The organism is Pseudoxanthomonas sp. LARHCG66, assembly GCF_052871755.1.
The window spans coordinates 92433-117275 of sequence record NZ_JBIXJW010000007.1 but is presented as its reverse complement, the minus strand read 5'-3'; the positions used below and the strand labels follow the sequence as shown (position 1 = coordinate 117275).

The 24843-nt window shown below is 66.4% G+C and carries 15 protein-coding genes and 5 tRNA genes; 16 read left to right on the top strand and 4 right to left on the bottom strand.

Features of this window, described 5'->3' with window-relative positions:
* The first annotated feature begins 22 nt into the window (after nucleotides 1-22).
* From ACIPRS_RS17590 to ACIPRS_RS17560, 7 genes are all read left to right on the top strand, one after another.
* A complete protein-coding gene (locus ACIPRS_RS17590; protein WP_446539472.1) occupies nucleotides 23-1438 on the top strand; it encodes a hypothetical protein in 1416 nt (471 codons plus the stop codon).
* The gene (gene uvrC, locus ACIPRS_RS17585) at nucleotides 1435-3282 is read left to right on the top strand and encodes an excinuclease ABC subunit UvrC (RefSeq protein WP_446539471.1); all 1848 of its coding nucleotides are present in this window, start codon (nucleotides 1435-1437) and stop codon (nucleotides 3280-3282) included. The genes ACIPRS_RS17590 and uvrC overlap by 4 nt, the downstream gene beginning before the upstream one ends.
* 7 nt (nucleotides 3283-3289) lie before the next feature.
* Nucleotides 3290-3937 carry a CDP-diacylglycerol--glycerol-3-phosphate 3-phosphatidyltransferase gene (pgsA, locus tag ACIPRS_RS17580; RefSeq protein WP_192202760.1) on the top strand — a complete coding sequence of 216 codons (648 nt, stop codon included), beginning with the start codon at nucleotides 3290-3292 and terminating at the stop codon, nucleotides 3935-3937.
* A tRNA-Gly gene (locus tag ACIPRS_RS17575) sits at nucleotides 3928-4003 on the top strand. The genes pgsA and ACIPRS_RS17575 overlap by 10 nt, the downstream gene beginning before the upstream one ends.
* A 107-nt stretch (nucleotides 4004-4110) precedes the next feature.
* Nucleotides 4111-4184 (top strand) — tRNA-Cys (locus ACIPRS_RS17570).
* Between the two features lie 28 nt (nucleotides 4185-4212).
* Nucleotides 4213-4288, top strand: a tRNA-Gly gene (locus ACIPRS_RS17565).
* A 120-nt stretch (nucleotides 4289-4408) separates the two neighbouring features.
* Nucleotides 4409-4495: transfer RNA gene (locus ACIPRS_RS17560), tRNA-Leu, on the top strand.
* Between the two features lie 16 nt (nucleotides 4496-4511).
* Here the strand turns inward: ACIPRS_RS17560 and ACIPRS_RS17555 are convergent.
* Entirely contained in the window at nucleotides 4512-4658 is a 147-nt protein-coding gene (locus tag ACIPRS_RS17555) for a hypothetical protein (protein WP_192202759.1), read from the bottom strand.
* A 145-nt stretch (nucleotides 4659-4803) separates the two neighbouring features.
* Here ACIPRS_RS17555 and ACIPRS_RS17550 point away from each other — a divergent pair, with 145 nt between their 5' ends.
* From ACIPRS_RS17550 to pbpC, 6 genes are all read left to right on the top strand, one after another.
* On the top strand, nucleotides 4804-6426 hold the full coding sequence (locus ACIPRS_RS17550; protein ID WP_446539470.1) for an FMN-binding glutamate synthase family protein: 1623 nt from the start codon (nucleotides 4804-4806) through the stop codon (nucleotides 6424-6426).
* Between the two features lie 59 nt (nucleotides 6427-6485).
* Nucleotides 6486-6560 (top strand) — tRNA-Val (locus ACIPRS_RS17545).
* 281 nt (nucleotides 6561-6841) lie between these two features.
* Nucleotides 6842-9529: a DNA gyrase subunit A gene (gene gyrA, locus ACIPRS_RS17540; protein WP_446539469.1), complete on the top strand. Its 2688-nt coding sequence runs from the start codon at nucleotides 6842-6844 to the stop codon at nucleotides 9527-9529.
* A 94-nt stretch (nucleotides 9530-9623) separates the two neighbouring features.
* Nucleotides 9624-14567, top strand: coding sequence for an alpha-2-macroglobulin family protein (locus tag ACIPRS_RS17535; RefSeq protein ID WP_446539468.1), 4944 nt, complete (start codon nucleotides 9624-9626; stop codon nucleotides 14565-14567).
* A 106-nt stretch (nucleotides 14568-14673) separates the two neighbouring features.
* Nucleotides 14674-14820 carry a hypothetical protein gene (locus tag ACIPRS_RS17530; protein ID WP_446539467.1) on the top strand — a complete coding sequence of 49 codons (147 nt, stop codon included), beginning with the start codon at nucleotides 14674-14676 and terminating at the stop codon, nucleotides 14818-14820.
* 120 nt (nucleotides 14821-14940) lie between these two features.
* Nucleotides 14941-17301, top strand: coding sequence for a penicillin-binding protein 1C (gene pbpC / locus ACIPRS_RS17525; protein ID WP_446539466.1), 2361 nt, complete (start codon nucleotides 14941-14943; stop codon nucleotides 17299-17301).
* A 56-nt stretch (nucleotides 17302-17357) separates the two neighbouring features.
* Here the strand turns inward: pbpC and ACIPRS_RS17520 are convergent, their stop codons facing one another.
* Nucleotides 17358-17837 (bottom strand): peroxiredoxin, encoded by a 480-nt coding sequence (locus ACIPRS_RS17520; RefSeq protein WP_192202753.1) that lies wholly within the window; start codon nucleotides 17835-17837, stop codon nucleotides 17358-17360.
* A gap of 148 nt (nucleotides 17838-17985) precedes the next feature.
* On the opposite strand from ACIPRS_RS17520, the gene ACIPRS_RS17515 reads away from it, so the two are divergent.
* Both ACIPRS_RS17515 and ACIPRS_RS17510 read left to right on the top strand, forming a co-directional pair.
* Nucleotides 17986-18426: an Hsp20/alpha crystallin family protein gene (locus ACIPRS_RS17515; protein ID WP_142125015.1), complete on the top strand. Its 441-nt coding sequence runs from the start codon at nucleotides 17986-17988 to the stop codon at nucleotides 18424-18426.
* Nucleotides 18427-18575: 149 nt separating this feature from the next.
* On the top strand, nucleotides 18576-19460 hold the full coding sequence (locus ACIPRS_RS17510; protein ID WP_337732190.1) for a DnaJ C-terminal domain-containing protein: 885 nt from the start codon (nucleotides 18576-18578) through the stop codon (nucleotides 19458-19460).
* A 308-nt stretch (nucleotides 19461-19768) separates the two neighbouring features.
* Here ACIPRS_RS17510 and ACIPRS_RS17505 read toward each other — a convergent pair whose 3' ends face one another.
* Nucleotides 19769-21958 (bottom strand): M3 family metallopeptidase, encoded by a 2190-nt coding sequence (locus ACIPRS_RS17505; RefSeq protein WP_446539465.1) that lies wholly within the window; start codon nucleotides 21956-21958, stop codon nucleotides 19769-19771.
* A gap of 144 nt (nucleotides 21959-22102) precedes the next feature.
* On the opposite strand from ACIPRS_RS17505, the gene ACIPRS_RS17500 reads away from it, so the two are divergent.
* A complete protein-coding gene (locus ACIPRS_RS17500) occupies nucleotides 22103-24136 on the top strand; it encodes an amidohydrolase family protein (RefSeq protein ID WP_446539464.1) in 2034 nt (677 codons plus the stop codon).
* A gap of 96 nt (nucleotides 24137-24232) precedes the next feature.
* Here ACIPRS_RS17500 and ACIPRS_RS17495 read toward each other — a convergent pair whose 3' ends face one another.
* A complete protein-coding gene (locus ACIPRS_RS17495) occupies nucleotides 24233-24832 on the bottom strand; it encodes a hypothetical protein (protein WP_446539463.1) in 600 nt (199 codons plus the stop codon).
* Nucleotides 24833-24843: the final 11 nt, after the last annotated feature.

Below are 24843 nucleotides of genomic sequence, written 5' to 3'. Positions count from 1 at the left end.
ATAATCAGGGAAGATGACGGACATGATCTTGGCCCCCGAACTGCCGCGTGCCCTGCAGTGGCTGAATGCACCAGCGACCACGCTGCACGAGCAGCGGGGTCGCATCGTGGCGTTGGCCTTCGTCAACAGTGCCTCGGCCTGGTGCGCGCAGCGGCTCAATGACCTGGCCGTACTGCAGGCCCGCCACCTGGGCCGGCTGCAGGCATTGGCCATCCACGTGCCGCGCTTCGACAGCGAGCGCGACCCGCAAAGCGCCCTCAAACGCCTGCGCCGGCACGGCAACGTGCTGCCGCTCGCGCACGACGCGGACTGGGTGGCGTGGCAGCGCTTCGGGGTGGAATCGTGGCCGACGGTCCTGCTCATCGATGGCGAAGGCCAGGTCCAGCACCGGATCGTGGGTGCGGATGGACTGGCCGAACTGGAGCGGCACATCGCGCGCCTGTGCGACGGATTGCATGTGCCACCGGACGACGACCTGCGGGCGTTCCGCGAAGCCCACCCGGAACCCCGGATGCCGCTGTGCTTCCCCGCCGGACTGGTGGCCACGCCTGATCGCCTGTTCGTCGCCGACAGTGGCCATCACCGCGTGCTGGAGTGCAATCACCTGGGGCGGGTGATCCGGCAGTTCGGCATGGGGACACCCGACTTGGCCGATGGCGAGCTCAACCACGCCGCGTTCCGCCGTCCCCAGGGTCTGGCCCTGGTGCGCGAGTCGCTGTACGTGGCGGACACCGGAAACCATGCCCTGCGACGCATCAATCTGCCGACCAGTACCGTGGATACCCTCTGCGGCAACGGTCGTGCAGGCGAACCGACCGAGGGCGTGGTCGCCGCGCCCCGCAACGTGGCGCTCAACCAGCCGCAGGCGCTGGTGGTGAACAACAACCAGATATTCCTCGCGATGGCGGGCGACAACCGCGTGTGGAGCTACGACCTGGGCACGCGCGAGATCCGCCCGCGGGCCGGCTCCGGGCAACTCGATGTCCGCGATGGCAGCGGGCCGATGGCGGCCTTCGCGCAGCCGGCCGGGCTGGCGGCGGTGCTGCAGACGCTCTACGTCTGCGATGCGGTCGGTTCGGCGGTGCGTTCGATGCAATTGCGTGGCGATACCGTGCAGACGCTGATCGGGCAGGGCGCGTGGACGTTCGGTGCCGAGGATGGCCCACGTGACCGCGCGCGTCTCCAGCATCCGCAGGCCATCGCACTCAGTCCCGATGCGCCGGTCATGTGGATTGCCGACAGTGGCAACGGCAGCCTGCGCACCCTGCGCCTGGGTGGCGGCGAACTGACCACGGTGGCGCTGCCCCGGGCCCTGCATGGTCCGGCGGGTCTTTCCGTCGCCGCAGGCGCGGTATGGATCGCGGAAACGGATGCACACGCAGTGCTGCGCTACGATATCGCCACCGGCGAATTGAGCCACGTTCCGATCGACGAATGAGCGGCAGTCCCCAGGCGGAATTCGACGGCAAGGCGTTCGCTGCCGGCTTGAGCACGGCGCCCGGCGTGTACCGCATGTACGCCGCGGACGACGCCCTGCTGTACGTCGGCAAGGCCGGCGCGCTGCGCAAGCGCGTCGCCAGCTACTTCAACAGTTCGCCCAAGTCGCCGCGCATCCTGTCGATGCTGTCGCAGGTCGTGCGGATGGACGTGACCGTCACCCGCACGGAAGCCGAAGCGCTGCTGCTGGAGAACCAGCTGATCAAGTCGCTGACGCCGCGCTACAACGTGCTGCTGCGCGACGACAAGAGTTATCCCTACGTGCTGCTCACGCGCGAGGAATGGCCCCGTATCGCATTCCATCGTGGCGCCCGTGCGGTGCCGGGGCGCTATTTCGGCCCGTACGCCAGCGTGATCGCGGTTCGCGAAACGCTGAACCTGATGCAGAAGCTGTTCCGCATCCGCAACTGCGAGGACAGCGTGTTCCGCAACCGCTCGCGCCCGTGCCTGCAGTACCAGATCGGGCGCTGCAGCGGGCCGTGCGTGGGGCTGGTGGAAGAGGCGGACTACGCGGAATCGGTACGCCGCGCGGCATTGTTCCTGGACGGGCGCAGCGACGAACTCACGCGCGAGCTCGGCACGGCGATGGAGCAGGCGAGCGCGGAACTCGAATTCGAGAAGGCGGCCCGCCTGCGCGACCTGGTGGCGTCGATCCGCACATTGCAGGCGCGCCAGTACGTGGACGGGCATGCCGCCGACCTGGACGTGCTCGCCTGCGCCATGCAGGGCAGCCACGCCTGTGTGCTGCTGCTGGCCTTCCGCGACGGCCGCAACCTGGGCACGCGCACGTTCTTCCCGAAAACCAATGGCGAGGACAGCGCGGAGGAGGTGCTGGGCGCGTTCGTGTCGCAGTACTACGCCGAACAGCCCGCGCCGCAGGAGATCGTCCTCGATCGCGAGATTGCGGAAGCGGAACTGATCGAGCATGCGCTGGCCTCGGCGGCGGGTCGCAAGGTCCAGTTGAAGTGGAGCGTCCGCAGCGAACGCGCCGGTTACCTGGATCTCGCGAAGCGCAACGCCGAAATCGCCCTGGTGACCGAGCTGGGCAGCCGCAACGCCCAGACCGCGCGCAGCGAAGCGCTGAAGGAGCTGCTCGCGTTGCCCGACGTCGCCAAGCGCATCGAGTGCTTCGACATCAGCCACACGATGGGCGAAGCCACGGTCGCTTCATGTGTGGTCTTCGATGCCAACGGTGCGGTGCGTTCCCAGTACCGGCGCTACAACATCACCGGCATCACGCCGGGGGATGATTTCGCGGCCATGCACCAGGCCATCGAGCGCCGTTTCCGGCGTGCGGTGGAGGAGGGCGGGGTACTGCCCGATGTCCTGCTCATCGACGGCGGAGCGGGTCAGCTGGCCCAGGCCCAGGCCGCGCTCGCCGACCTGGGCGTGGACGGGGTGGTGCTGGTCGGTGTCGCCAAGGGCGTCGAGCGTCGGGCCGGCCACGAGACGCTGGTGCTGCCTGATGGCCGGGAAATACGGCCAGGCGCCGCGTCGCCGGCGTTGCAGCTGATCCAGCAGGTGCGCGACGAGGCGCACCGTTTTGCGATCACCGGTCATCGCGGCAAGCGACAAAAGGCGCGCATGACCAGCAAGCTGGAAGACATTCCCGGCATCGGTCCGCGGCGGCGCGCCAGCCTACTCAAGCATTTCGGAGGATTGGCGGGCCTCAAGGCCGCCGGTGCCGACGAGATCGCGCGCGTGGAAGGCGTGAATGCCGCACTGGCCGAGCGAATCTACGCTAACCTGCACGGGCTGCCGATGCCCGAGGCCGGAACCGAGTAAGCCTGCGATGAAGTTGACCGTCCCCACCTGGCTCACGTTGCTGCGGATCGTGCTGATCCCGGTGCTGGTGCTGGTGTTCTACCTACCGTATTCGTGGACCAACTTCGCGGCTGCGTTCATCTTCGTCCTGGCGGCGGTCACCGACTGGCTGGATGGCTGGATCGCGCGCCGCTACCACCTGTACTCGGCCTTCGGCGCGTTCCTCGATCCGGTGGCCGACAAGCTGATGGTGGCGGTGTCGCTGTTCCTGATCGTGCAGGACAATCCGACCATGTGGATGGCCATCTGGGCTGCCGTCATCGTCGGTCGCGAGATCGCGGTGTCCGCGTTGCGTGAATGGATGGCCGAACTCGGCCAGCGCGCCACGGTGAAGGTGGCTGCCCTCGGCAAGATCAAGACCATCGTGCAGATGGTGGCGCTGTCCTGCCTGCTGTATGCGTCCACCCCCGGCAAGCAGGTGCTGGGCGACATCTGGATGGGCCGCTGGGTGTTCCTGCTGGGCGACTGGTTGCTCGCCATTGCGGCCCTGCTGACACTGTGGTCGGGCATCCAGTACCTGCTCGCGGCGTGGCCCATCCTGCGCGACGGCGAGGAAAAGAGTGTTGACATGCCGAAACAAGACGCTACAATTTCGACCTTCTCGACGCGGGAATAGCTCAGTTGGTAGAGCACGACCTTGCCAAGGTCGGGGTCGAGGGTTCGAGTCCCTTTTCCCGCTCCAGATTTCGTCCTGAGAAGGATGGTTCCCAAAGCCCCGTTCGCGGGGCTTTGTGTTGCAGGACGCTTGAAAAGGCGTCGTGATTGCGCCAGTCTGGTGCGGTCGCCACCGGCCTGGTGGCAGAGTGGTTATGCAGCGGACTGCAAATCCGCGTACGCCGGTTCAATTCCGACCCAGGCCTCCAAATCCGGAGATCGCCACGATCTCCCAACGCGGGAATAGCTCAGTTGGTAGAGCACGACCTTGCCAAGGTCGGGGTCGAGGGTTCGAGTCCCTTTTCCCGCTCCATATACGCTCCCTGGTGAGCACGGAAGAAGCCCCGCATGCGGGGCTTCTTCTTTTCCGGTCTGTCCATCGGCACATTCGGGCGCTTTCCAATGCGGCGTGACTGAGGCAGGCTATCCGCATGCCCGGATGGCGAAACTGGTAGACGCATCGGACTTAAAATCCGCCGGCCGCGAGGCCATGCCGGTTCGATTCCGGCTCCGGGCACCATCGCGCCGCTGTTGCCTCAGCGCTGCCGCTTCTTCTCTTCCTCGCGCACCTTGCGGCGCACGAACAGCGCCACGAAGACGCTGATGCCCACCATGATGATGCTGCCGCCGATGGCCAGCCAGCCCACCGGCTCCATCAGGATCTCGCGCAGGATCGGATGCATGTCGTGTTCTCCCCGGTTGTGGTGGCGCCAACGTCGCACCGTGCGTTTCGGCCGGCATTGATCCGGATCAACCCTGCGCGGTGGCTGCGGCATGCGGTCGCAGGGCATGGCATAGAATCGTGGCTGGCCCACGGGAGACTGCCGGATGCAGCGTTACCTCGCCTTTGCTGTCTGCGTGTTGCTGGCTGCCGCTTCACTGGCGTTCGCGTCGATGTGGCCGGGAGCGTGGTGGGGTGTCGCGGTGTTCGGTGCGCTGGCACTGCTGGGCACGTGGGACGTCCTGCAGACGCGCAGCACGCTGCGGCGCAACTATCCGGTGCTGGCGCACTTCCGTTACGGGCTGGAATCGGTCGGTCCCGAGATCCGCCAGTACTTCATCGAGGGCGACACGGCGGAAGTGCCGTTCTCGCGCCAGCAGCGCGCACTGGTCTACCAGCGCGCGAAAGGTGTCAGTGACGTGGTGCCGTTCGGCAGCCAGCAGGACGTCTACGGCGTCGACTATGAATGGATCAATCATTCGATGGCGCCGGCGCACGTGGATTCCCACGACTTCCGCGTGGTGATCGGCGCCGGCACCGCGCAGCCGTATTCGGCCAGCGTGTTCAATATTTCGGCGTTGAGTTTCGGTTCGTTGTCGGCCAATGCCGTGCGCGCGCTGAACGAAGGCGCGCGACGCGGCAATTTCTACCACGACACTGGCGAAGGTTCGATCTCGCCCTATCACCGCGAGAAGGGCGGGGACCTGGTGTGGGAAATCGGCTCGGGCTACTTCGGTTGCCGCGACGAGCAGGGGCGCTTCAGCGAGGCGCGCTTCATCGAGAACGCGCATTCGCCGCAGGTGAAGATGATCGAGCTGAAGCTGTCCCAGGGCGCCAAGCCGGGTCACGGTGGCGTGTTGCCGGCGGCCAAGGTCAGCGCGGAGATCTCTGCGACACGCGGGGTGCCGATGGGGCACGACTGCGTCTCGCCAGCGAAGCACTCCGCGTTCTCCACGCCGGTCGAGCTGCTGCAGTTCGTCGCCCGCCTGCGCGAACTTTCGGGCGGCAAGCCGACGGGTTTCAAGCTGGCGATCGGCCACCCGTGGGAATGGTTCGGCATCGCCAAGGCCATGCACGAGACCGGGCTGCTCCCGGATTTCATCGTCGTGGACGGTGCGGAAGGCGGTACCGGCGCGGCCCCCGCGGAGTTCATCGACCACGTTGGCGTGCCGATGCACGAGGCGCTGCTGCTGGTGCACAACACGCTGGTCGGGCTGAATCTGCGTGACCGCATCCGGATCGGCGCGGCAGGCAAGATCATCAGTGCCTTCGACATCGCCCGCACCATGGCGATGGGTGCGGACTGGTGCAACGCCGCGCGCGGCTTCATGTTCGCGCTGGGCTGCATCCAGTCGCAGAGCTGCCACAACGATCGCTGTCCGACCGGCGTGGCCACCCAGGATCCCGCGCGCTGGAAGCACCTGGACGTGGGCGACAAGTCGGTGCGCGTGCAGCAGTTCCACGACAATACCTTGAAGGCGCTGCGCGACATGCTGTGCGCGGCGGGGCTGGAGCATCCCCAGCAGCTGGGGCCGGAGCACATCCTGCGGCGGGTGTCGCCGATCGAAGTGCGGTCGCTGGCGGCGCTGTACCGCTTCCTGGAGCCGGGCGAACTGCTGGGCCGCGTGCCGTCCCATGCGGTGTTCCGCGATTTCTGGCCGGAGGCGCGCAGCGACGCCTTCGCGCCGCCCAGGCGGGTCAGTGCGCTGTGCGATACCAAGGATCGCTGAAGGCGGGCGCGTTGACCGGGCGCCCGGTCCGCGCTTATCATTCGCGCCCCGATGATTTCGGGCGGTTAGCTCAGCGGTAGAGCACTGCTTTCACACGGCAGGGGTCACAAGTTCGAAACTTGTACCGCCCACCAGTTCCATCGGAAAAGCCCGGCCTTGGCCGGGCTTTTCCGTTTCCGGTCCGCCACGGTCCGGGCAGTCGTCGCCCCGGTGCTCCCGCGCGCCGGCAGGTGCAGCCATAAGTGCTTGTTTCTCTGGGTGAAACGGTCCGCTGGATGGGGTGTCTGTGATACACTCCGCAGGCTGCAGAACCTGCCGGAATCCCCGCCCGATCCTGCCCCGCCGGACTTGTCCCGGCCGGGAAGGTGTGGGCCCGGATTCGGGCCCGAGACAACCAAAGAAACACGGAACCCGAATGGCCGATACCGCCAAGGAAATCATCCCCGTCAACCTCGAAGACGAGATGCGACGCAGCTATCTCGATTACGCGATGAGCGTGATCGTGGGGCGCGCGCTTCCGGATGTCCGCGACGGTCTCAAGCCTGTCCACCGGCGCGTCCTGTTCGCGATGAACGAACTGGGCAACCACGCCAACAAGCCGCACGTGAAGTCCGCCCGTATCGTCGGCGACGTGATCGGCAAGTACCACCCGCACGGCGACCAGTCGGTCTACGACACGCTGGTGCGCATGGCGCAACCGTTCTCGCTGCGCTACATGCTGGTCGATGGCCAGGGCAACTTCGGTTCGGTCGACGGCGACTCCGCGGCCGCCATGCGTTACACCGAAGCCCGCATGGCCAAGCTCACCCATGAGCTGCTGGCCGACATCGACAAGGAAACCGTCGATTTCCAGCCCAACTACGACGAGAAGGAACAGGAGCCGACGGTCCTGCCGACGCGCTTCCCGAACCTGCTGGTCAATGGCTCGGCCGGTATCGCGGTGGGCATGGCGACCAACATCCCGCCGCACAACCTGTCGGAAGTGGTCAACGGCCTGATCGCGCTGATCGACAATCCGGAACTGGATGTCGACGGCCTGATGCAGTACATCCCCGGCCCGGATTTCCCCACCGGCGGCATCATCAATGGCACCGCCGGCATCATCGCCGGCTACCGCACCGGCCGTGGCCGCGTGCGCATGCGCGCCAAGGCCGATATCGAGGTCAACGACGACAACGGCCGCGAGTCGATCATCGTTACCGAGATCCCGTACCAGGTGAACAAGGCACGGCTGATCGAGAAGATCGCCGAGCTGGTGAAGGAAAAGAAGCTCGAAGGCATCAGCGAGCTGCGCGACGAGTCCGACAAGGACGGCATGCGCATCTACATCGAGGTCAAGCGCGGCGAATCCGCCGAGGTCGTCCTCAACAACCTGTACCTGCAGACGCCGATGGAATCGGTGTTCGGCATCAACATGGTCGCGCTGGTCGATGGCCGCCCGCAGCTGCTCAATCTGAAGCAGATGCTGGAAGCGTTCGTGCGCCACCGTCGCGAAGTGGTGACCCGTCGGACCATCTTCGAACTGCGCAAGGCGCGCAACCGCGCCCACATCCTGGAAGGCCTGACGGTCGCGCTCGCCAACATCGACGAGATGATCGAGCTGATCAAGACGTCGGCCAATCCGCAGGAAGCGCGCGAGCGCATGCTGGCCAAGACCTGGGAGCCGGGCCTGGTCGGTGCGCTGCTGGCAGCCACCGGCGCCGAAGCCTCGCGTCCGGAAGACCTGCCGGCCGCGATCGGTTTCGTCGACGGCCGCTACCAGCTCAGCGAGGCGCAGGCCACGCAGATCCTGGAAATGCGCCTGCACCGCCTGACCGGCCTGGAGCAGGAAAAGCTGACCGAGGAATACCGGCAGTTGCTGGAGGTCATCGCCGGCCTGATCCGCATCCTGGAAAACCCGGACGTGCTGCTGCAGGTGATCCGCGACGAACTGCTGAACGTCAAGGCCGAGTTCGGCGACGAGCGCCGCAGCGAGATCCGCCACAGCGAAGAAGACCTGGACATCCTCGACCTGATCGCGCCGGAAGACATGGTGGTCACGCTGTCGCATGCGGGTTACGCCAAGCGCCAGCCGGCCAGTGCCTATCGCGCGCAGAAGCGTGGCGGCCGTGGCCGCAGCGCGGCGGCGACCAAGGAAGAGGATTTCATCGACCAGCTGTGGCTGGTCAATACGCACGACACGTTGCTGACCTTCACCAGCAGCGGCAAGGTGTTCTGGCTGCCGGTGTACCAGTTGCCGGAAGCCGGCTCCAACGCGCGTGGCCGTCCGATCATCAACTGGATCCCGCTGGAAGCAGGCGAGAAGGTGCAGGCGGTGGTGCCGGTGCGTGCCTACGAAGAAGGCCGCTACGTCTTCTTCGCCACCAGGAACGGCACGGTCAAGAAGACCCCGTTGACGGAATTCGCCTTCAAGCTGGCGCGCGGCAAGATCGCGATCAACCTCGACGAAGGGGACGCGCTGGTCGGCGTGGCCCTGACCGACGGCGAGCGCGACGTGATGCTGTTCGCGTCCAACGGCCGTGCCGTGCGCTTCTCCGAGTCGCTGGTCCGCGCGATGGGCCGCACTGCGACCGGCGTGCGTGGCATGCGCCTTGCCGCGGGCGTCGATGCCGAAATCGAGGGTGAGCAGGACGAAGGAGAGGCGGGCGATGCCGATGGCGTGCCTGCGTTGCCCGAGGCCGGCTCCGAGGTCGTCAGCCTGGTCGTGGTCGATGGCGAAGGCGATATCCTGACCGCCAGCGAGCGCGGCTATGGCAAGCGCACCCCGGTGGCCGACTACCCGCGCAAGGGGCGTGGTACCCGCGGCGTGATTGCGCTGAAGACCACCGAGCGCAACGGCCGCCTGGTCGGTGCCATCCAGCTGTCCGACCACCACGAAGTCCTGCTGATCTCCGATGGCGGCACGCTGGTGCGTACGCGTGCGGCGGAAATCTCGCAGGTCGGACGCAATACCCAGGGCGTTACCCTGATCCGCCTGTCCGATGGCGAGACGTTGCAGGCGGTGGAACGCCTGGATGCCTCGCTCGACGAGGATGAGGTCATCGACGGCGTCGGCATCACACCTGCCGCGCCGGACGCCACCGAGGCGCCGCCGGAAGCATGATCCGGCGGTGAGTCATGGAGACGCGCGGCATTGACCCCGCCGTCTCCATTCCCGCGTTCTATACTGCCTGTACGACCAAGGCAGGGAATGGCACATGGGATCGCTCTATCGGAACTGGACGAACGCGCGCGGCCACTGGGTGCGCGCGTTTTTTGTTGTCTTGCTGGCGGCAGCGGCGTTGGCCGGCTGCAAGCGCAACGAGACCGGGCAACTTCCCGACATCAGTGGCGAACCCATCAAGGCGAAGGCCGAGAAGGTGGAAGGCTTCGCGCTGGTCGGCGCGTATCCAGACCAGCATGACGGTGACCTGGCCATCGCGCTGGAGTTCAGCCGGCCGCTGGTGAGCTCGCAGGATTTCGACACGCTGCTGGTGGTGAAGGACGCCAACGGCGCGGCCGTCAAGGGCAGCTGGGTGCTGGACGACAAGGGCCTCGTCCTGCGCTTCCCCTCGGTGGAAGCCGCGAAGGACTACGAGGTCACGCTGAAAGCGGGTCTTTCCGCTGCGGACGGTACGCGACTTGGCAAGGACGACACGCGCAAGGTGCATACCGGTGAACTCGACCCGGCGGTGGGCTTCGCCTCGCAGGGCAGCGTGTTGCCGGCGCGCGAGAGTCGCGGCTTGCCGGTGGTGTCGATCAATGTCCCGGAAGTGGACGTGGAGTTCCTCCGGGTCAGCGAGAAGCAGCTGCCCAAGTTCTTCGCCGAGTACCAGCGCGGCGGTCGCCGTGGCAGCTGGGACCTGGACAGCGACTACGGCGACAGCACGCCGCTGGGCCAGCTGGCCGAACCGGTCTATCTCAACCGCTTCGTGCTGGGCGGCAAGCCCAACGAGCGCGTGCTGACCTACCTGCCGATCCAGGACATCCGCGAACTGCAGGATCCGGGCCTCTACTTCGCGGTGATGAAGCGTACCGGCAAGTTCGCGGGCGAGTTCGAGACCGCCTTCTTCACCGTCAGCGACATCGGCCTGCATACGCGCGCCTACAAGGACAAGCTGTTCGTCCACACTGCGTCGCTGCAGGACGGCACCGCCACCGGCAGCGTCGAATTGAAGGTGCTGGATGCGCGCGGCGAAAGCATCCTGGCTGGCAAGACCGACGGCAATGGCAATGCGCTGCTGAACTACACGCTGGACGCCGGACACGTGCTGGTCGCCACGCGCGGCAAGGACGTGTCGATGCTGCCGTTCAACCAGCCGGCGCTCGACCTGTCGGAGTTCGCCGTCGCCGGTCGCGAACAGGCGTGGTTCGACGTGTTCGCGTGGTCCGGGCGCGACCTGTACCGCCCCGGTGAAACGGTGCGGATCTCCGCGCTGCTGCGCGACAACGACGGCAAGCCCGTGCCTGCACCGAAGCAGGGCGGCGGACAATCCGTGTTCCTGCGCCTGAAGCAGCCGGACGGCAAGGTGTTCCGCGAGACGCGCTTGCAGCCAGGCGCGCAGGGCTACTTCAACTTCGAACAGGTGATCCCGGTGGAAGCGCCGACCGGGCGCTGGCAGGTGGAGTTCCGTACCGACCCGGCCAGCAAGGAAGCCGTGCAGGGCATGACGCTGCGCATCGAGGAGTTCCTGCCCGAGCGCATGAAGCTGGACCTGGACACCGCGCAGTCCGTGCTGAAGCCGGGAGAGCCGTTCAAGCTGAAGGCGACGGCCGCCTACCTGTACGGGGCGCCAGCCAGCGGCAACCGTTTCACCGCCAAGCTGGCGGTGGCGGTGGAACAGCACCCGCTGGAGCAATTGCCCGGTTACTTCTTTGGCGACCCGACGCTGGAACTGCCGAAGGAGGCCAAGGACGTCATCGATACCACGCTGCCCGAGAGCGGCGTGGTGCAAGAAGACATCGCATTACCGGCGGAGGCCAAGCCGCGCAGCACCATCGCCGCCATCGTATCGGGCAGCGTGTACGAGACCGGTGGTCGCACGGTGAACCGCACGCTCAAGCGCGTGCTGTGGCCGGCCAACGCACTGGTCGGCATCCGCCCACTGTTCGACGACAAGGACGGTGCCGATGCCAACGCCAACGCCGGATTCGAACTGGTGCGCGTGGATGCCGCCGGCAAACCGCAGCCCGGCAAGGGCCTGAAGGCGACGTTGGTTCGCGAGCTGCGCGACTACCACTGGAACTACGACGAGGATGGCGGCTGGGACTACGACTTCACCCGTCGGTTCGAGAACAAGGACACGCGCACGCTGGACGTGGGCGCGGGCGCGTCGAAGATCGATTTTCCGGTGGAATGGGGCGAGTACCGGCTGGATGTGTTCGATCCGGCCACCGGCCTGACCACGCGCTATCCGTTCCGTGCCGGCTGGAGCTGGGACGACCAGAACCGCGGCCTGGATGCGCGCCCCGACAAGGTCAAGCTGGCGCTGGACAAGACCGGTTACAAAGTCGGCGATACGCTGCAGGTCACCATCACCCCGCCGCACGCGGGCAAGGGCCTGCTGATGGTGGAGAGCGACCGCATGCTGTACGTGCAGGCGATCGACGCCAAGCCGGGCAGCACGTTCTCCATCCCGGTGACCAAGGACTGGGAGCGGCATGACGTCTACATCACCGCGCTGGTCTTCCGCGGAGGGTCGGCACCCAGCAAGATCACGCCGGCGCGCGCCGTGGGCGTGGCCCACGTGCCGATGGACCGCCGCGAGCGTCGCGTCGCCGTCGGGTTGTCGGTGCCGAAACAGATGCGCCCCGAGCAGAACCTGCCGGTAACGGTCAGTGTTCCCGAGCTCGCGGGACAGGCCGCGCACGTCACCGTGTCGGCGGTGGATGTCGGCATCCTCAACATCACCCGCTTCCCCGTGCCCGACGCGAACGCGCAGTTCTTCGCCCAGCGCCGGTTTGGTGTCGATGCCTACGACATCTACGGCCGCGTGATCGAGAGCTTCGAAGGCGGCAGTGCGAAGATGCGCTTCGGTGGCGACATGGCATTGGCGGCCTTGCCGCAGGCCAAGCGGCCGACCTCGCGCGTGCAGACCGTGGACCTGTTCTCCGGTCCGGTAAAGCTGGACGGCAAGGGCAATGCACGCATCGCGCTGAAGGTGCCGGACTTCAACGGCACGCTGCGCGTGTCGGCGCTGGTCTACTCGGACACGCGCTACGGCAACCGCGATCGCGAGACCGTGGTGCGCGCGCCCATCGTGGCCGAAGCCAGCCTGCCGCGCGTGCTGGCGCCTGGCGACAGGAGCACGGTGACGCTGGACGTGCAGAACTTCACCGGCAGGACGGGCGCCTTCAAGGTGCTGGTGAGCAATGAAGGGCCGCTCGCCATCGGCGAGGGCAGCAGGACGGCCGATCTTCCGGTTGATGCCAAGCGCACCCTGACGTTCCCGATCACCGCGGGTGAGGGCTACACCACGGCGCAGGTGCGCGTGCGCGTGGAAGGCAATGGCTTCAAGGTCGACCGCCGCTACGACGTGCCCGTGCGTGCCGGCTGGCCGGCGGTGCTGCGCTCGCGCACGCAGGTGCTGGACAGCCTGGGGCCGGTGGAAATGGGCGCGGGCTTCGCGGATGGACTGATGCCCGGTTCGGTCACCGCGCGCATGACAGTCAGTGCGCTGCCCCCGATTCCGTTCGCCAGTGCGTTGAAGGGCGCACTGGAGTATCCGTACGGCTGCGCCGAGCAGACCACCAGCAAGGGCTACGCCGCGCTGGAACTGGATGATGCGACGGCCAGGCTGTTGGGCATCGATGGGCTGGAGGCGAAGAAGCGCCGCGAGCGCATGGAGGGCGCCTTCGGGCGGTTGGCGTCGATGCAGGTGGCGAACGGCCACTTCTCGATGTGGGGCGACGACGACTACGTCAACCCGGGCCTGACGCCCTACATCGCCGAGTTCCTGCTGGATGCGCGCGAAGGCGGCTTCGCGGTCCCGGATGCGGTGCTGCAGAAGGCGCTGGCGCGCCTCAACGAAGACCTGCTGGCCGGCGGCGCGCAGTTCTACGGCTACGACCGGCGCGATCACCTCAAGTTCGCCAACCAGGCCTATGCAGGTTACGTGCTGGCACGCGTGAACCGGGCGCCGCTGGGTACGCTGCGTGCGTTGTACGACAACGAGCGCGGCAAGAGCCTGACCGGCCTGCCGCTGGTGCACCTGGGTATCGCGTTGTCGCTGCAGGGCGACAAGAACCGTGGCGCCAAGGCGATCACCGAAGGGTTCGCCAAGACGGGCGACCGCCCGGAATACCTGGGCGACTACGGGACGAAACTGCGCGACGACGCCTTGATGATCGCGCTGGTACACGAGCGCAAGCTGGCCAAGCCGGAGTTCGACCGTCGCGCCATCTCGCTGGGACGCGAACTGGACGCGCGCCGCAACAGTGGCTGGCTGTGGTTGAGTACCCAGGAGCAGGTGGCGCTGGCAAGGCTGGGCAAGGCGTTGATGGTCGACCAGAAGAAACTGGTCTCGGGCCAATGGAGCATCGGCGGCGATGCGCAGGCGGTGGCGCCCGTGCGCCTGTTCGGGCGCAGCGTGGACCATGCCGCGCTGGCGCGCGGCGTGCGTTTCGTACCCGAGGGTTCGCCGCCGCTGTACGCATCGCTCGACGTGGCCGGCATCCCGCGCAGTGCGCCAGCGCCGGACAACCGCCAGATCGGCATCGAGCGTCGCTACTACACGACCGATGGAAAGGAATGGAAAGGCGGCACGCTGAAGGAGGGCGAAGCCTTGATCGTGCGCGTCGGCATCACCGCCAATGTCGCCATGCCGGATGCATTGTTCACCGACCTGCTGCCGGCGGGGCTGGAGATCGAGAACTTCAACCTCGGCGATGCCAAGCAATGGGCCGAAGTGGTGGTGGATGGCATCTCGATCAGCGACCGTGGTGGCGCGGCCGACGTGAAGCACGAGGAGTTCCGCGACGACCGCTACGTGGCCGCACTGAAACTGGATCGCGGCGACACCGCCAAGGTGTTCTATCTGGTGCGCGCGGTGACGCCGGGCACGTACACCGTGCCGCCCTCGCTGGTGGAGGACATGTACCGTCCGGACATCCGCGGTGTCGGCAAGGCGTCGCCGGCGACGATCACGGTGGTGCAGCCGTAGCAAGGTCGGTCTTCTTTCGTCATCCCGGCGCGAGCCGGGATTCCTCCTGGTCTTCAGCCGTTTCCGGTCAATGACGCTGCGGACCGGGACCCAATAGGATTCCAGCATGCGCTGGAATGACGATGTGGATCGAGCGGGAGTTCGTCCGGCCGTCATCCCGGCGAACGCCGGGATCCATCTTGATCTTCAGCCATCTACGGCCAATGACACAGCGGATCAAAAGCAGAATGGATTCCAGCGTGTGCTGGAATGACGGGGTTGGAGTTGGCGAGAAGTTTCCCGGACGTCATCCCGGCGAACGCCGGGATCCATCTTGATTTTCAGCCATCTACGGTCAATGACACAGCGGATCAGAAGCGAAATGGATTCCAGCATGCGCTGGAATGACGAAGGTCGGAAACGACGCTGGTTGTCCTGCCTGCGATGGTCGACGGTGGTCCTGCTCGTCGCGCTGCTGGTGGCGGATCTTGCATTCCCACCGCCGCTGCCAAAGACCCGTGACACCAGCACGCTGGTGGTCGCACGCGACGGCACGCCGCTGCGCGCCTTCGCGGACCGCGACGGCGTCTGGCGCTATCCCGCATCACCCGACACGGTATCGCCGCTCTACCTGCAGGCGCTGCTGAACTACGAAGACCGTTGGTTCTGGAGGCATCCCGGCATCAATCCGTGGGCCCTGGTGCGCGCGGCAGGCCAGTTCGTCAGGCATGGACGCGTGGTCTCCGGCGGCTCCACGCTGACCATGCAGGTCGCGCGCATGCTGGACCGGCATTCGCGCACGCCATGGGGCAAAGCCAAGCAGATGCTGCGCGCGCTACAGCTGGAAGCGCACCTGTCCAAGTGCGAGATCCTGACGCTCTACCTGGAGCGCGCGCCGTTCGGCGGCACCATCGAAGGCGTGGATGCGGCGAGCTGGGCCTATCTCGGCAAGCCTGCAGCACGGCTTTCGCATGCCGAGGCGGCGCTGCTCGCGGTGCTGCCGCAGTCGCCCAGCCGGCTGCGCCCGGATCGCCATCCTGAGGCGGCACGGGTGGCACGCGACAAGGTGCTGCAGCGCATGGCCGATCTCGGCGTCTGGTCGAAGGCCGAGGTCGATGATGCGCGTGTCGAGCCCGTCGTCGCCCGTAGCCTGCAGGCGCCGTTGAGCGCCGCACTACTGGCCGAACGTCTGCGCCGCCAGCAACCGCGAGCATCGCGTATCACGTCCACCTTGGATGCCGGCCTGCAGCGCACACTGGAAGAGCGCGTACAGAGCTACTTCTCCACGCTGCCTGCACGGACATCCGCGGCGCTGCTGGTGATCGACAACGCCACGATGGAAGCGCGCGCCTATGTGGGCTCGGTGGCGTTCGGTGACCGCGAACGGCTGGGACATGTCGACATGGTGCAGGCATGGCGTTCGCCTGGTTCGACACTCAAGCCGTTCCTGTACGGCCTGGCGTTGGACGACGGACTGATCCATTCCGAGAGCCTGCTGATCGACGCGCCGCAGTCCTTCGGTGGCTACCGGCCCGGCAACTTCGACGCGGCCTTCAATGGACCCGTCAGTGCCGCTGATGCGCTGCGCCTGTCGCTCAACGTGCCCGCAGTGGACCTGCTGGACCGCGTCGGACCGGCGCGTTTCTCAGCGCGTCTGGCGAACAATGGTCTCGTGCTGCGCTATCCGCGTGGTGCGCAGCCCAACCTGTCGCTGATCCTCGGCGGCACGGGTGCGCGCCTGGAGGATCTGGTGGGCGCATACGCAGGATTGAACCGTGGCGGACTGTCGGGCCGCGTGCGTTACACCGCAGAGGACCCAGCCTCCGATCGGCGCCTGCTGTCGCCCGGCGCGGCATGGATCATTCGCGAAGTACTGGAGGCGCATCCGCGTCCCGGTTACGGCAGTGGCGTGCTCGACACCGCGAACCGCCCGCGCGTAGCGTGGAAAACCGGCACCAGCTATGGCTTCCGCGATGCGTGGGCGCTCGGCAGCACCCGTCGCCATACCGTCGGGGTGTGGGTGGGCAGGCCCGACGGCACGCCGCTGCCTGGCCAGTACGGCGCGGTCACCGCGCTCCCGTTGATGTTCGAAGTGATCGACAGCCTGCCGCGTGCGCAGGGCGATGCGGGTCCGATGCCGCCACCTGCCGACGTGGCGGAACAGGCGATCTGCTGGCCGCTGGGCACCCGGGCGGAAGCGGAGTCACCGCAGCTGTGCCAGCGCAAGCGCGCTGCATGGACGCTGGGCGGAAACGTGCCGCCGACATTCGCCGAACGCGATGCTCGCCTGTGGAATGCAGGCCGCGAACGTTTCGAGGTGGACGCGCGCACCGGTCTCCGGCTGTCGAGTGAATGTGCCCGTGCACATGAAGCAAGAAGCACGGAGATCGCACGCTGGCCCGCGTTGGCTTCGCCCTGGCTGCCTGCACGCGAGCGGATCGCTTCACGGCTGCCGTCGCTGTCGCCCGATTGCCAGCCCGACGGCCGTGATGCCGCCGAGGAACTGCGCATCGACGGCCTCAATGACCTCGCCACGCTGGCCCGTGCTCCCGGCAGTCAACATGGCGTCCGGTTGCAGTTGCGCGCACTGGGCACGGATACCCGCGTGCAGTGGCTGCTCGACGGTCGCTGGATCGCGGAAACGCACGGTACACAGGCGTTCCAGCAGGATTTCACCGAGACGGGGGAGCACCAGCTCACCGCACTGGCCGACAGCGGCGCGTGGGCAAGGGTTCGGTTCAACGTACTGAGGTGACTGCGATGCCTGCAGGAGGGGCTGAAGCCCCTCCTGCACTGGTGTCAGGGCATCCGTCAGCCGATGTGTTCCAGCACATGCTCCGCGCCGGAGACCTTGTACTCGCCGGGCGCTTCCACGAACACGTTCTTCACCACGCCGTCTTCCACATACAGTGCGAAGCGCTTGGCGCGGATGCCCATGCCGTAGGCGCTGGCGTCCATCTCCAGGCCCAGTGCCTTGGCCAGGTCGGCATTGCCGTCGGCGAGCATCTGCAGGCCATCCGGCACGTGCTGGGTCTTGCCCCAGGCCTGCATGACGAAGGGATCGTTGACCGACACGCAGAAGACCTCGATGCCGCGGCTGCGGAAATCGTCGAAGTGCTGCACGTAGCTGGGCAGGTGCTTCTCCGAGCAGGTCGGGGTGAAGGCGCCGGGGACAGCGAACAGCACGGCCTTGCGGCCATCGAACAGGGTGACGGTGTCGACCGTCTCCACGCCCTCGCGGATCCGCTTGAGAGTTACTTCGGGAATGCGCTCGCCAACCTGGATGCTCATGGAAATGCCTTGTGTGGAGGGAAACTGAATGCAGTTTAGCGTGTCGGTGTGGTGTGGCCGTGACGGTCTTGAAATGACCTGGCAAGCGCCTATTTCCGGGGCATCGGCGCCCGGCAGGACCGGCGCCACTTCCAGAGGAGCTACCGACATGAGCATCGTGCAGTACAACCCTTGGGGCAATGCCCGCGGCCTGCAGGACGAGATCAAGCAGGTCTTCGACCGTTTCCTGGGCGAGGCCGACGCCGACCAGTCCAACGTGGTGACCAGCCAGTGGGCGCCGCGCGTGGACATCCGCGAGGACAACGACCGTTTCGTGATCCTGGCCGACATTCCGGGCGTGGATCCCAAGGACATCGAGATCCACATGGACAAGGGCATCCTGACCTTGCGGGGCGAACGGGTGTCGGAGAAGGAAGAGGGGGCGCGCTATTCCCGCATGGAACGCGTCCACGGCACCTTCTACCGCCGCTTCTCGCTGCCGGACAGCGCCAACGCCGACGGCATCACCGCCACCGGCAGGCATGGCGTCCTGCAGATCGACATCCCCAAGAAGCCTGAAACCACGCCACGCCGCATCCAGGTGCAGTAAGCCGTGCCGGGGCCCCGCCGGTCGACACGGCGGGGCAGCGGGCGGAGCGATAGAATCGGCCCGTGGCGCCCGCGTCGCGGGCCTTTTCTTTTTTCCGGATGCCTCCCCGCCATGGTGGATGGCATTCCGCGTGATCGTGCGGAGATTCCATGCAGTTCAAGGACTATTACGCGGTACTGGGCGTCGAGCCCACGGCCGGCGACGCCGAGATCAAGACGGCGTACCGTCGTCTGGCCCGCAAGTACCACCCGGACGTCAGCAAGGAGTCCGGCGCCGAGGATCAGTTCAAGGCCGTCAACGAGGCTTACGAAGCGCTGCGCGACCCGCAGAAGCGGGCAGCCTACGACCAGCTGCGCGCGCGCGGCTATCGGCCCGGAGAGGAGTTCCGCCCGCCGCCTGATTTCGGGCGCGGCGGGCCGGGATCGCAGGACTTCGATTACGAGGAGATCTTCGGTGGTGCGGGCGGGGGCACTGGCGGGTTCAGTGATTTCTTCGAGGGGTTGTTCGGCAGGCGCGCCCGCGCGGAGCAGGCGCAGTCGCGCGGACCGCAGCCGATGCGGGATTCGCGCGCGAAGCTGTCGGTGCCGTTGCAGGCGGTGCATGACGGCGGCAGCGTGCGGGTGAACGTCAACGGACGGCAGCTCGATGTCCGCGTGCCGACAGGGGTGAAGCCGGGGCAGGTGATCCGGCTGGCCGGGCAGGGTACGCAAGGTGGAAACCTGCTGCTGGAAGTGGAGTACGCGCCACATCCGCAGTTCGAGGTGGACGGCCGCAACATCATCCATGTGCTGTCGTTGACGCCCTGGCAAGCGGCGCTCGGCGCAACCGTCAGTGTCCCCACGCTGGGTGGCGCAGTGGACCTGAAGATCCCGGCGGACTCGGATTCCGGCCGCAAGCTGCGCCTGCGCGGGCGCGGCCTGCCCGGCACGCCACCCGGTGACCAGATCGTGGAACTGGAGATCACGGCGCCGCGTGCGGAGACCGATGAGCAGCGTCAGGCCTACGCGGCACTGGGCAAGGCCTTCGACGCCTGATCCCATCCGCGAAACGTAGGGTGCGCCCTGGCGTGCCACGCTCTCGATCAACCTCAAGGCATCGAGGGCGCCGTGATGGTGCGCCAGGGCACATCCGATGTTCGGCAGTGCGGAGTGGCGAAATTTTCGCCACCCGTCTTGACATGTCCGCCGCACAAGGCGGCCAGAGGGTTATCCACAGTTTCGTGCAGGTTCCATCCACACGCATTGTGGAAAACCCTGCGCGTCACCCGTGGATTCCAGCCCCCTGAAAGCACCACGCCACCCGAAGGTGGCGTGGGAAACATCATGCAACCTGGCAGGTCCGCTTACTTGACCTGCTTGGCCGCCGGCGCAGCGCTGGCGGGTGCCGTCAGGCCGCGCTTCTCCAGCAAGGGCTCGATCCTGGGATCGTGGCCGGCGAAGTCGCGGAACAGCTTCATCGCATCCTGGCTGCCGCCCTGCGACAGCAGCGTCTTGCGGAAGTGGTCGCCGTTCTCGCGCTTCAGGCCGCCGTTGTTCTTGAACCATTCCACGCTGTTGGCGTCCAGCACTTCCGACCAGATGTAGGCGTAGTAGCCGGCCGAGTAGCCGCCCATGATGTGGCTGAAGTACGGGGTCTTGTAGCGCGGCGGCACCGGCTTGTAGTTGATTCCGTCGGCGGTCAGCGCGGCGGCTTCGAACTTCATCACGCCCGCGGCATCCGGCACCTGGTCGGCAGTGATCTGGTGCCAGCGCTGGTCCAGCATGGCGGCGCCCAGGTACTCGGTCGTGGCGAAGCCCTGGTTGAACTTGGACGCAGCAATCACCTTGTCCAGCAGTGCCTGCGGCATCGCCTCGCCGGTCTTGTGGTGCTTGGCGTAGTTGGCCAGGATCGACGGCCAGTCGGCCCACATCTCGTTGACCTGCGACGGGTATTCCACGAAGTCGCGCGGCACGCTGGTACCGCTGAAGTACGGGTACTTCACGTCGGAGAACATGCCGTGCAGCGCATGCCCGAACTCGTGGAACGTGGTGGTGACTTCATCCCACGTCATCAGCGTGGGCTCGCCGGCCGGCGGCTTCGGTACGTTCAGGTGGTTGGCGACCACCGGCTTGTCGCCGGTCAGGCCGGACTGCGACACGTACGAGTTCATCCACGCGCCGCCGCGCTTGGAGTCGCGCGCATACGGGTCGAAGATGAAGATCGCCAGCTGCGAACCGTCGGCGTTGAACACGTCGTAGGTCCAGGTGTCGGCGTGGTACTTCGGCAGGTCGGTGCGTTCCTTGAACGTCAGGCCGTACAGCTGCGTCGCGGCGTAGAACACGCCGTTTTCCAGCACGTTCTTCATCTCGAAGTACGGCTTGAGCTGCGACTCGTCGAAGTTGTACTTCGCCGCGCGTACCTTCTCGGTGTAGAACGCCCAGTCCCACGGCTCAAGCGCGAAGGTCGGCTGGCCCTTGGCCTTCTGCTCCTGGTCGATCATCGCCTGCAGGTCGGCGGCCTCGCGCTTGGCGTTGGCCACGGCGGCCGGCGCCAGCTTGCCGAGCATCGCGTTGACGGCTTCCGGCGTGCGCGCGGTCTGGTCTTCCAGGCCGTACGCGGCGTGATTGGGGTAGCCCAGCAGTTTCGCGCGGTCGGCGCGCAGCTTCATGATGCGCGAGACCAGCGCGGTGGTATCGAACTCGCCACCACGGCTGCCGCGCACGACGGAGGCTTCGTGCAGGCGCTGGCGCAGGGCGCGGTTGGTCAGCTGCGACTCCGGCGGCTGGCCCGTGGTGTTGAGCAGGGTCAGGACGTACTTGCCTTCGAGGCCACGCTTCTTGGCGGCTTCGGCAGCGGTGGCGATCTGGCCATCGGTCAGGCCGTCGAGTTGCTTCACGTCGTCAACGACGACGGCCGAGGCGTTGACTTCCTTCAGCACGTTGTCGCTGAAGGTGGTGCCCAGCGACGCCAGTTCACCGTTCATTTTCTTCAGCGTCGCCTTGTCGGCTTCGTTGAGGTTGGCGCCGGAGCGCACGAAGCTGGTGTGGTAGCGCTCGATCAGGCGCACGCCCTGCGCGTCCAGGCCCAGGTCGTTGCGCTTGTCGAACAGCGCCTTGATGCGGGCGAACAGCTTCGGATTCAGGCTGATGGCGTCGCCATGCGCGGCGAACTTCGCCGAGTAATCGGCGCGCAGCTTGTTGCGCGCATCGTTGGTGTCGGTGCCCACCAGGTTGAAGAACACGGTGGTGGCGCGGTCCAGCACCTGGCCGGATTTCTCCATCGCGATGATGGTGTTCTCGAAGGTGGGCGCGGCCGGGTCGTTGGCGATGGCGTCCATCTCCTTCAGCTGCTCGGCCATGCCGGCGTCGAAGGCGGGGGCGAAGTCGCTGTCCTTGATCTTGTCGAACTGCGGGTAATGCAGCGGCAGCGGGCTTTCGGCGAAGAAGGGATTGGCGACCTGGGCGGTCTGGGTGGCCGGGGTGGCGGCTTGGCTGTAGGCGGGCATGGCGAGTCCGAGGGTCGCGGCGAGCGCGATGGCGAGGCGGGTGGTCATGTAGCGCAACGTCCTGACAGAGTGGATTCCCAAGGGTAACCCAGGGGGGCGGACCGGACCCATGACGAAAGGCATGGGCGACGGACCCGGCGGGGCCTCAATCTGCGGGAGAATCGCATCGTGCGTCCCTTGCCGGAGAGTCCTGTGAAGCCTGTCCTTGCGTTCTGCTGTGCGCTGCTGCTGGCCCCGTCGGCGCTGGCCGCCGAGACCCTGAAGTACATCGCGCTGGTCGATGGCGGCAAGAAGGCCGGGGAACAGACCGTGACGGTCGGGAATGACGGCGTCACCCGGGTGGACTTCATCTTCAAGGACAACGGGCGCGGGCCGGAGCTGAAGGAAGAGTACCGGCTCTCGGCCGACGGTACATTCGAGCGTTACCAGGTGAAAGGCGTATCCACGTTCGGTGCGCCGGTGGACGAGACGTTCACCCGTGACGGCGATCGTGGCCAATGGAAGAGCACCTCCGACGCAGGCACGCATACCTTCACCGGCACGGCGCTGTACACGCCACTCGGTGGCACGCCCGCCACGACATCGGTGGCGCTGGCGGCGCTGGCCAGGCAGGCGGATGGCAAGTTGCCGCTGGTTCCCAGCGGCACGCTGACGCAACGCAAGCTCGCGTCGATGGACATCCGCACTGGCACGCAATCGCGCACGGTCGACCTGCTGGCGCTGACCGGCATCGGCTTCACGCCGAGCTTCGTATGGGTAACGCGTGATGCCGAGCCGCGCTTGTTCGCTTACATCTATCCGGGCTTCCTGCAGCTCATCGAAGACGGTTGGCAGGGCACGGCCGACACGCTGGAAGCCCGCCAGAAGATCGCCGAGCGCGAGGCACTGGTGGCACTGCAGCAGCGCCTGGCGCATCCGTTGCCAGGTACTACGCTCATCCGGAATGCGCGCGTCTTCGACAGCGAAAAGGCCGTGCTCGGGGCTTCCTCCGACGTGGTCGTGCGCGATGGCAGGATCGTGTCGGTGTCGCCGGCCGGACAGGTGACGGTGGAGGCGCAACAGGTCGTCGACGCCGGCAACCGCGTGCTGCTGCCGGGGCTTTACGACATGCATGTGCACGCCGGCAGCTGGGAAGGCGGCCTGCACCTGGCGGCGGGCGTCACCAGCGCACGCGACATGGGCAACGACAACGCGACGCTGCAACAGCTGATGGCCGAGGAGAAGGCCGGCACGCTGATGCATCCGCGCGTGATTCCCGCCGGCTACATCGAAGGCCAGAGCCCGCATTCCTCGCAGGGCGGCTTCGTGGTGAAGGACCTGCCCGGCGCGAAGCAGGCCATCGACTGGTACGCCGACCATGGTTACCCGCAGATCAAGATCTACAATTCCTTCCCGAAAGAGATCCTGCGCGACACCGCCGCCTACGCCCACCAGCGCGGCATCCGCGTCAGCGGCCACGTGCCTGCCTTCATGCGGGCGCAGGACGTGGTGGAACAGGGCTATGACGAGATCCAGCACATCAACCAGGTGATGCTGAACTTCTTCGTCACCCCGGAAACCGACACGCGCACGCTGGCGCGTTTCTACCTGGTCGCCGACAAGACCGACGGGCTGGATTTCGACAGCAAGCCGGTACAGGACTTCATCGCCGAACTGGCGGAGAAGCAGGTCGTCGTCGATCCGACGCTGGCGACGTTCGAGTTCCTGCACCAGCGCGAGGGCCAGTTGTCGCCGATCGTCGCCGACGTGGCCGATCACCTCCCGCCGGACGTGCAACGCGGCCGCCGCGCTGCGGAACTGAACATTCCTGACGACGTCACCGGCGCCCGCTACAAGCGCAGCTTCGACAAGCTGGTCGACTTCACCGGGCGCATGTATCGCGCAGGTGTCCCGCTGGTCGCGGGCACGGACGAACTGCCCGGCTTCACCCTGCAGCGCGAGCTGGAACTGTATGTGCAGGCGGGGCTGACGCCCTCGCAGGTGCTGCAGGTGGCGACCTGGAACGGCGCGAAGTACAGCCGCACGCTGGACGACGCCGGCTCCATCGCGCCCGGCAAGCGCGCCGACCTGGTACTTGTGGATGGCGACCCGACGGAGAACATCAGCGACATCCGCAAGCTCGCGCTGGTGATCAAGGACGGGCGTGCGTACTACCCGGCCGAGATCCACGAAGCGCTGGGGATCAGGCCGTTTGCGCCTGCACTGAAAGTGCAATCCGCTCGCTGACCCAGCTGTTGTAGGAGCGACGTCAGTCGCGACCGCAGACTGGGAATCCTCAAGGTATACGGTCGCGACTGACGTCGCTCCTACAGGAGGACAGGGCTACGTCAGGATCTCGTAACGCCGCCAGATCCACGACAACTCGTACAGCAGTGCCATCACCGCGAACGTGCCGTGGAAGCGCGGGTTGCGCGTGGCGATGGCCACCAGGCTGCCGGCGACATACACGGTGTTGCGCACCCAGTACTCCGGTCCCAGCTGCTGGGCATAGGCCGTGCCCTTGATCAGGGTGTCGCCGATATCGACGACGAACATCAACGCCAGCAGACCGAAGAACCAGTGCCGTCGCCCGTAGTAGTACTCGCGGTAGCCACCGCCTTCCGGCAGCGATTCCGGGAACACCAGCGCGCACAGCAGGTACAGCAGCAGCGCGTACAGCGTGACGTACAGGTAGAGGTTGAAGTTCCAGTGCGCCTGGTGGGACAGGCTGAATTCCCACCACCAGAAGTGCAGGAGGTAGACGAACATGAAGGCGACCCAGACAAGGTGGACGCCATGGATGCGGTGAGCGTTCGGTCGCTCCACCAGACGCGCGACGTGGCGCAGCAGGTGGGTCAGGCCTAGGCCGACGATCATGCCCAGCAGGATGCGGACATGGATGTAGAGGCTGGCGTGGCTGGCGGGATCGGCAGCTTCTTGCATGGGCAGCATCC

Coding starts and splice junctions, on each gene's coding strand:
- ACIPRS_RS17590 (WP_446539472.1), top strand. CDS start 23: ATGATCTTGGCCCCCGAACTGCCGCGTGCCCTGCAGTGGCTGAATGCA.
- uvrC (WP_446539471.1), top strand. CDS start 1,435: ATGAGCGGCAGTCCCCAGGCGGAATTCGACGGCAAGGCGTTCGCTGCC.
- pgsA (WP_192202760.1), top strand. CDS start 3,290: ATGAAGTTGACCGTCCCCACCTGGCTCACGTTGCTGCGGATCGTGCTG.
- ACIPRS_RS17555 (WP_192202759.1), bottom strand. CDS start 4,658: ATGCATCCGATCCTGCGCGAGATCCTGATGGAGCCGGTGGGCTGGCTG.
- ACIPRS_RS17550 (WP_446539470.1), top strand. CDS start 4,804: ATGCAGCGTTACCTCGCCTTTGCTGTCTGCGTGTTGCTGGCTGCCGCT.
- gyrA (WP_446539469.1), top strand. CDS start 6,842: ATGGCCGATACCGCCAAGGAAATCATCCCCGTCAACCTCGAAGACGAG.
- ACIPRS_RS17535 (WP_446539468.1), top strand. CDS start 9,624: ATGGGATCGCTCTATCGGAACTGGACGAACGCGCGCGGCCACTGGGTG.
- ACIPRS_RS17530 (WP_446539467.1), top strand. CDS start 14,674: ATGCGCTGGAATGACGATGTGGATCGAGCGGGAGTTCGTCCGGCCGTC.
- pbpC (WP_446539466.1), top strand. CDS start 14,941: ATGCGCTGGAATGACGAAGGTCGGAAACGACGCTGGTTGTCCTGCCTG.
- ACIPRS_RS17520 (WP_192202753.1), bottom strand. CDS start 17,837: ATGAGCATCCAGGTTGGCGAGCGCATTCCCGAAGTAACTCTCAAGCGG.
- ACIPRS_RS17515 (WP_142125015.1), top strand. CDS start 17,986: ATGAGCATCGTGCAGTACAACCCTTGGGGCAATGCCCGCGGCCTGCAG.
- ACIPRS_RS17510 (WP_337732190.1), top strand. CDS start 18,576: ATGCAGTTCAAGGACTATTACGCGGTACTGGGCGTCGAGCCCACGGCC.
- ACIPRS_RS17505 (WP_446539465.1), bottom strand. CDS start 21,958: ATGACCACCCGCCTCGCCATCGCGCTCGCCGCGACCCTCGGACTCGCC.
- ACIPRS_RS17495 (WP_446539463.1), bottom strand. CDS start 24,832: ATGCAAGAAGCTGCCGATCCCGCCAGCCACGCCAGCCTCTACATCCAT.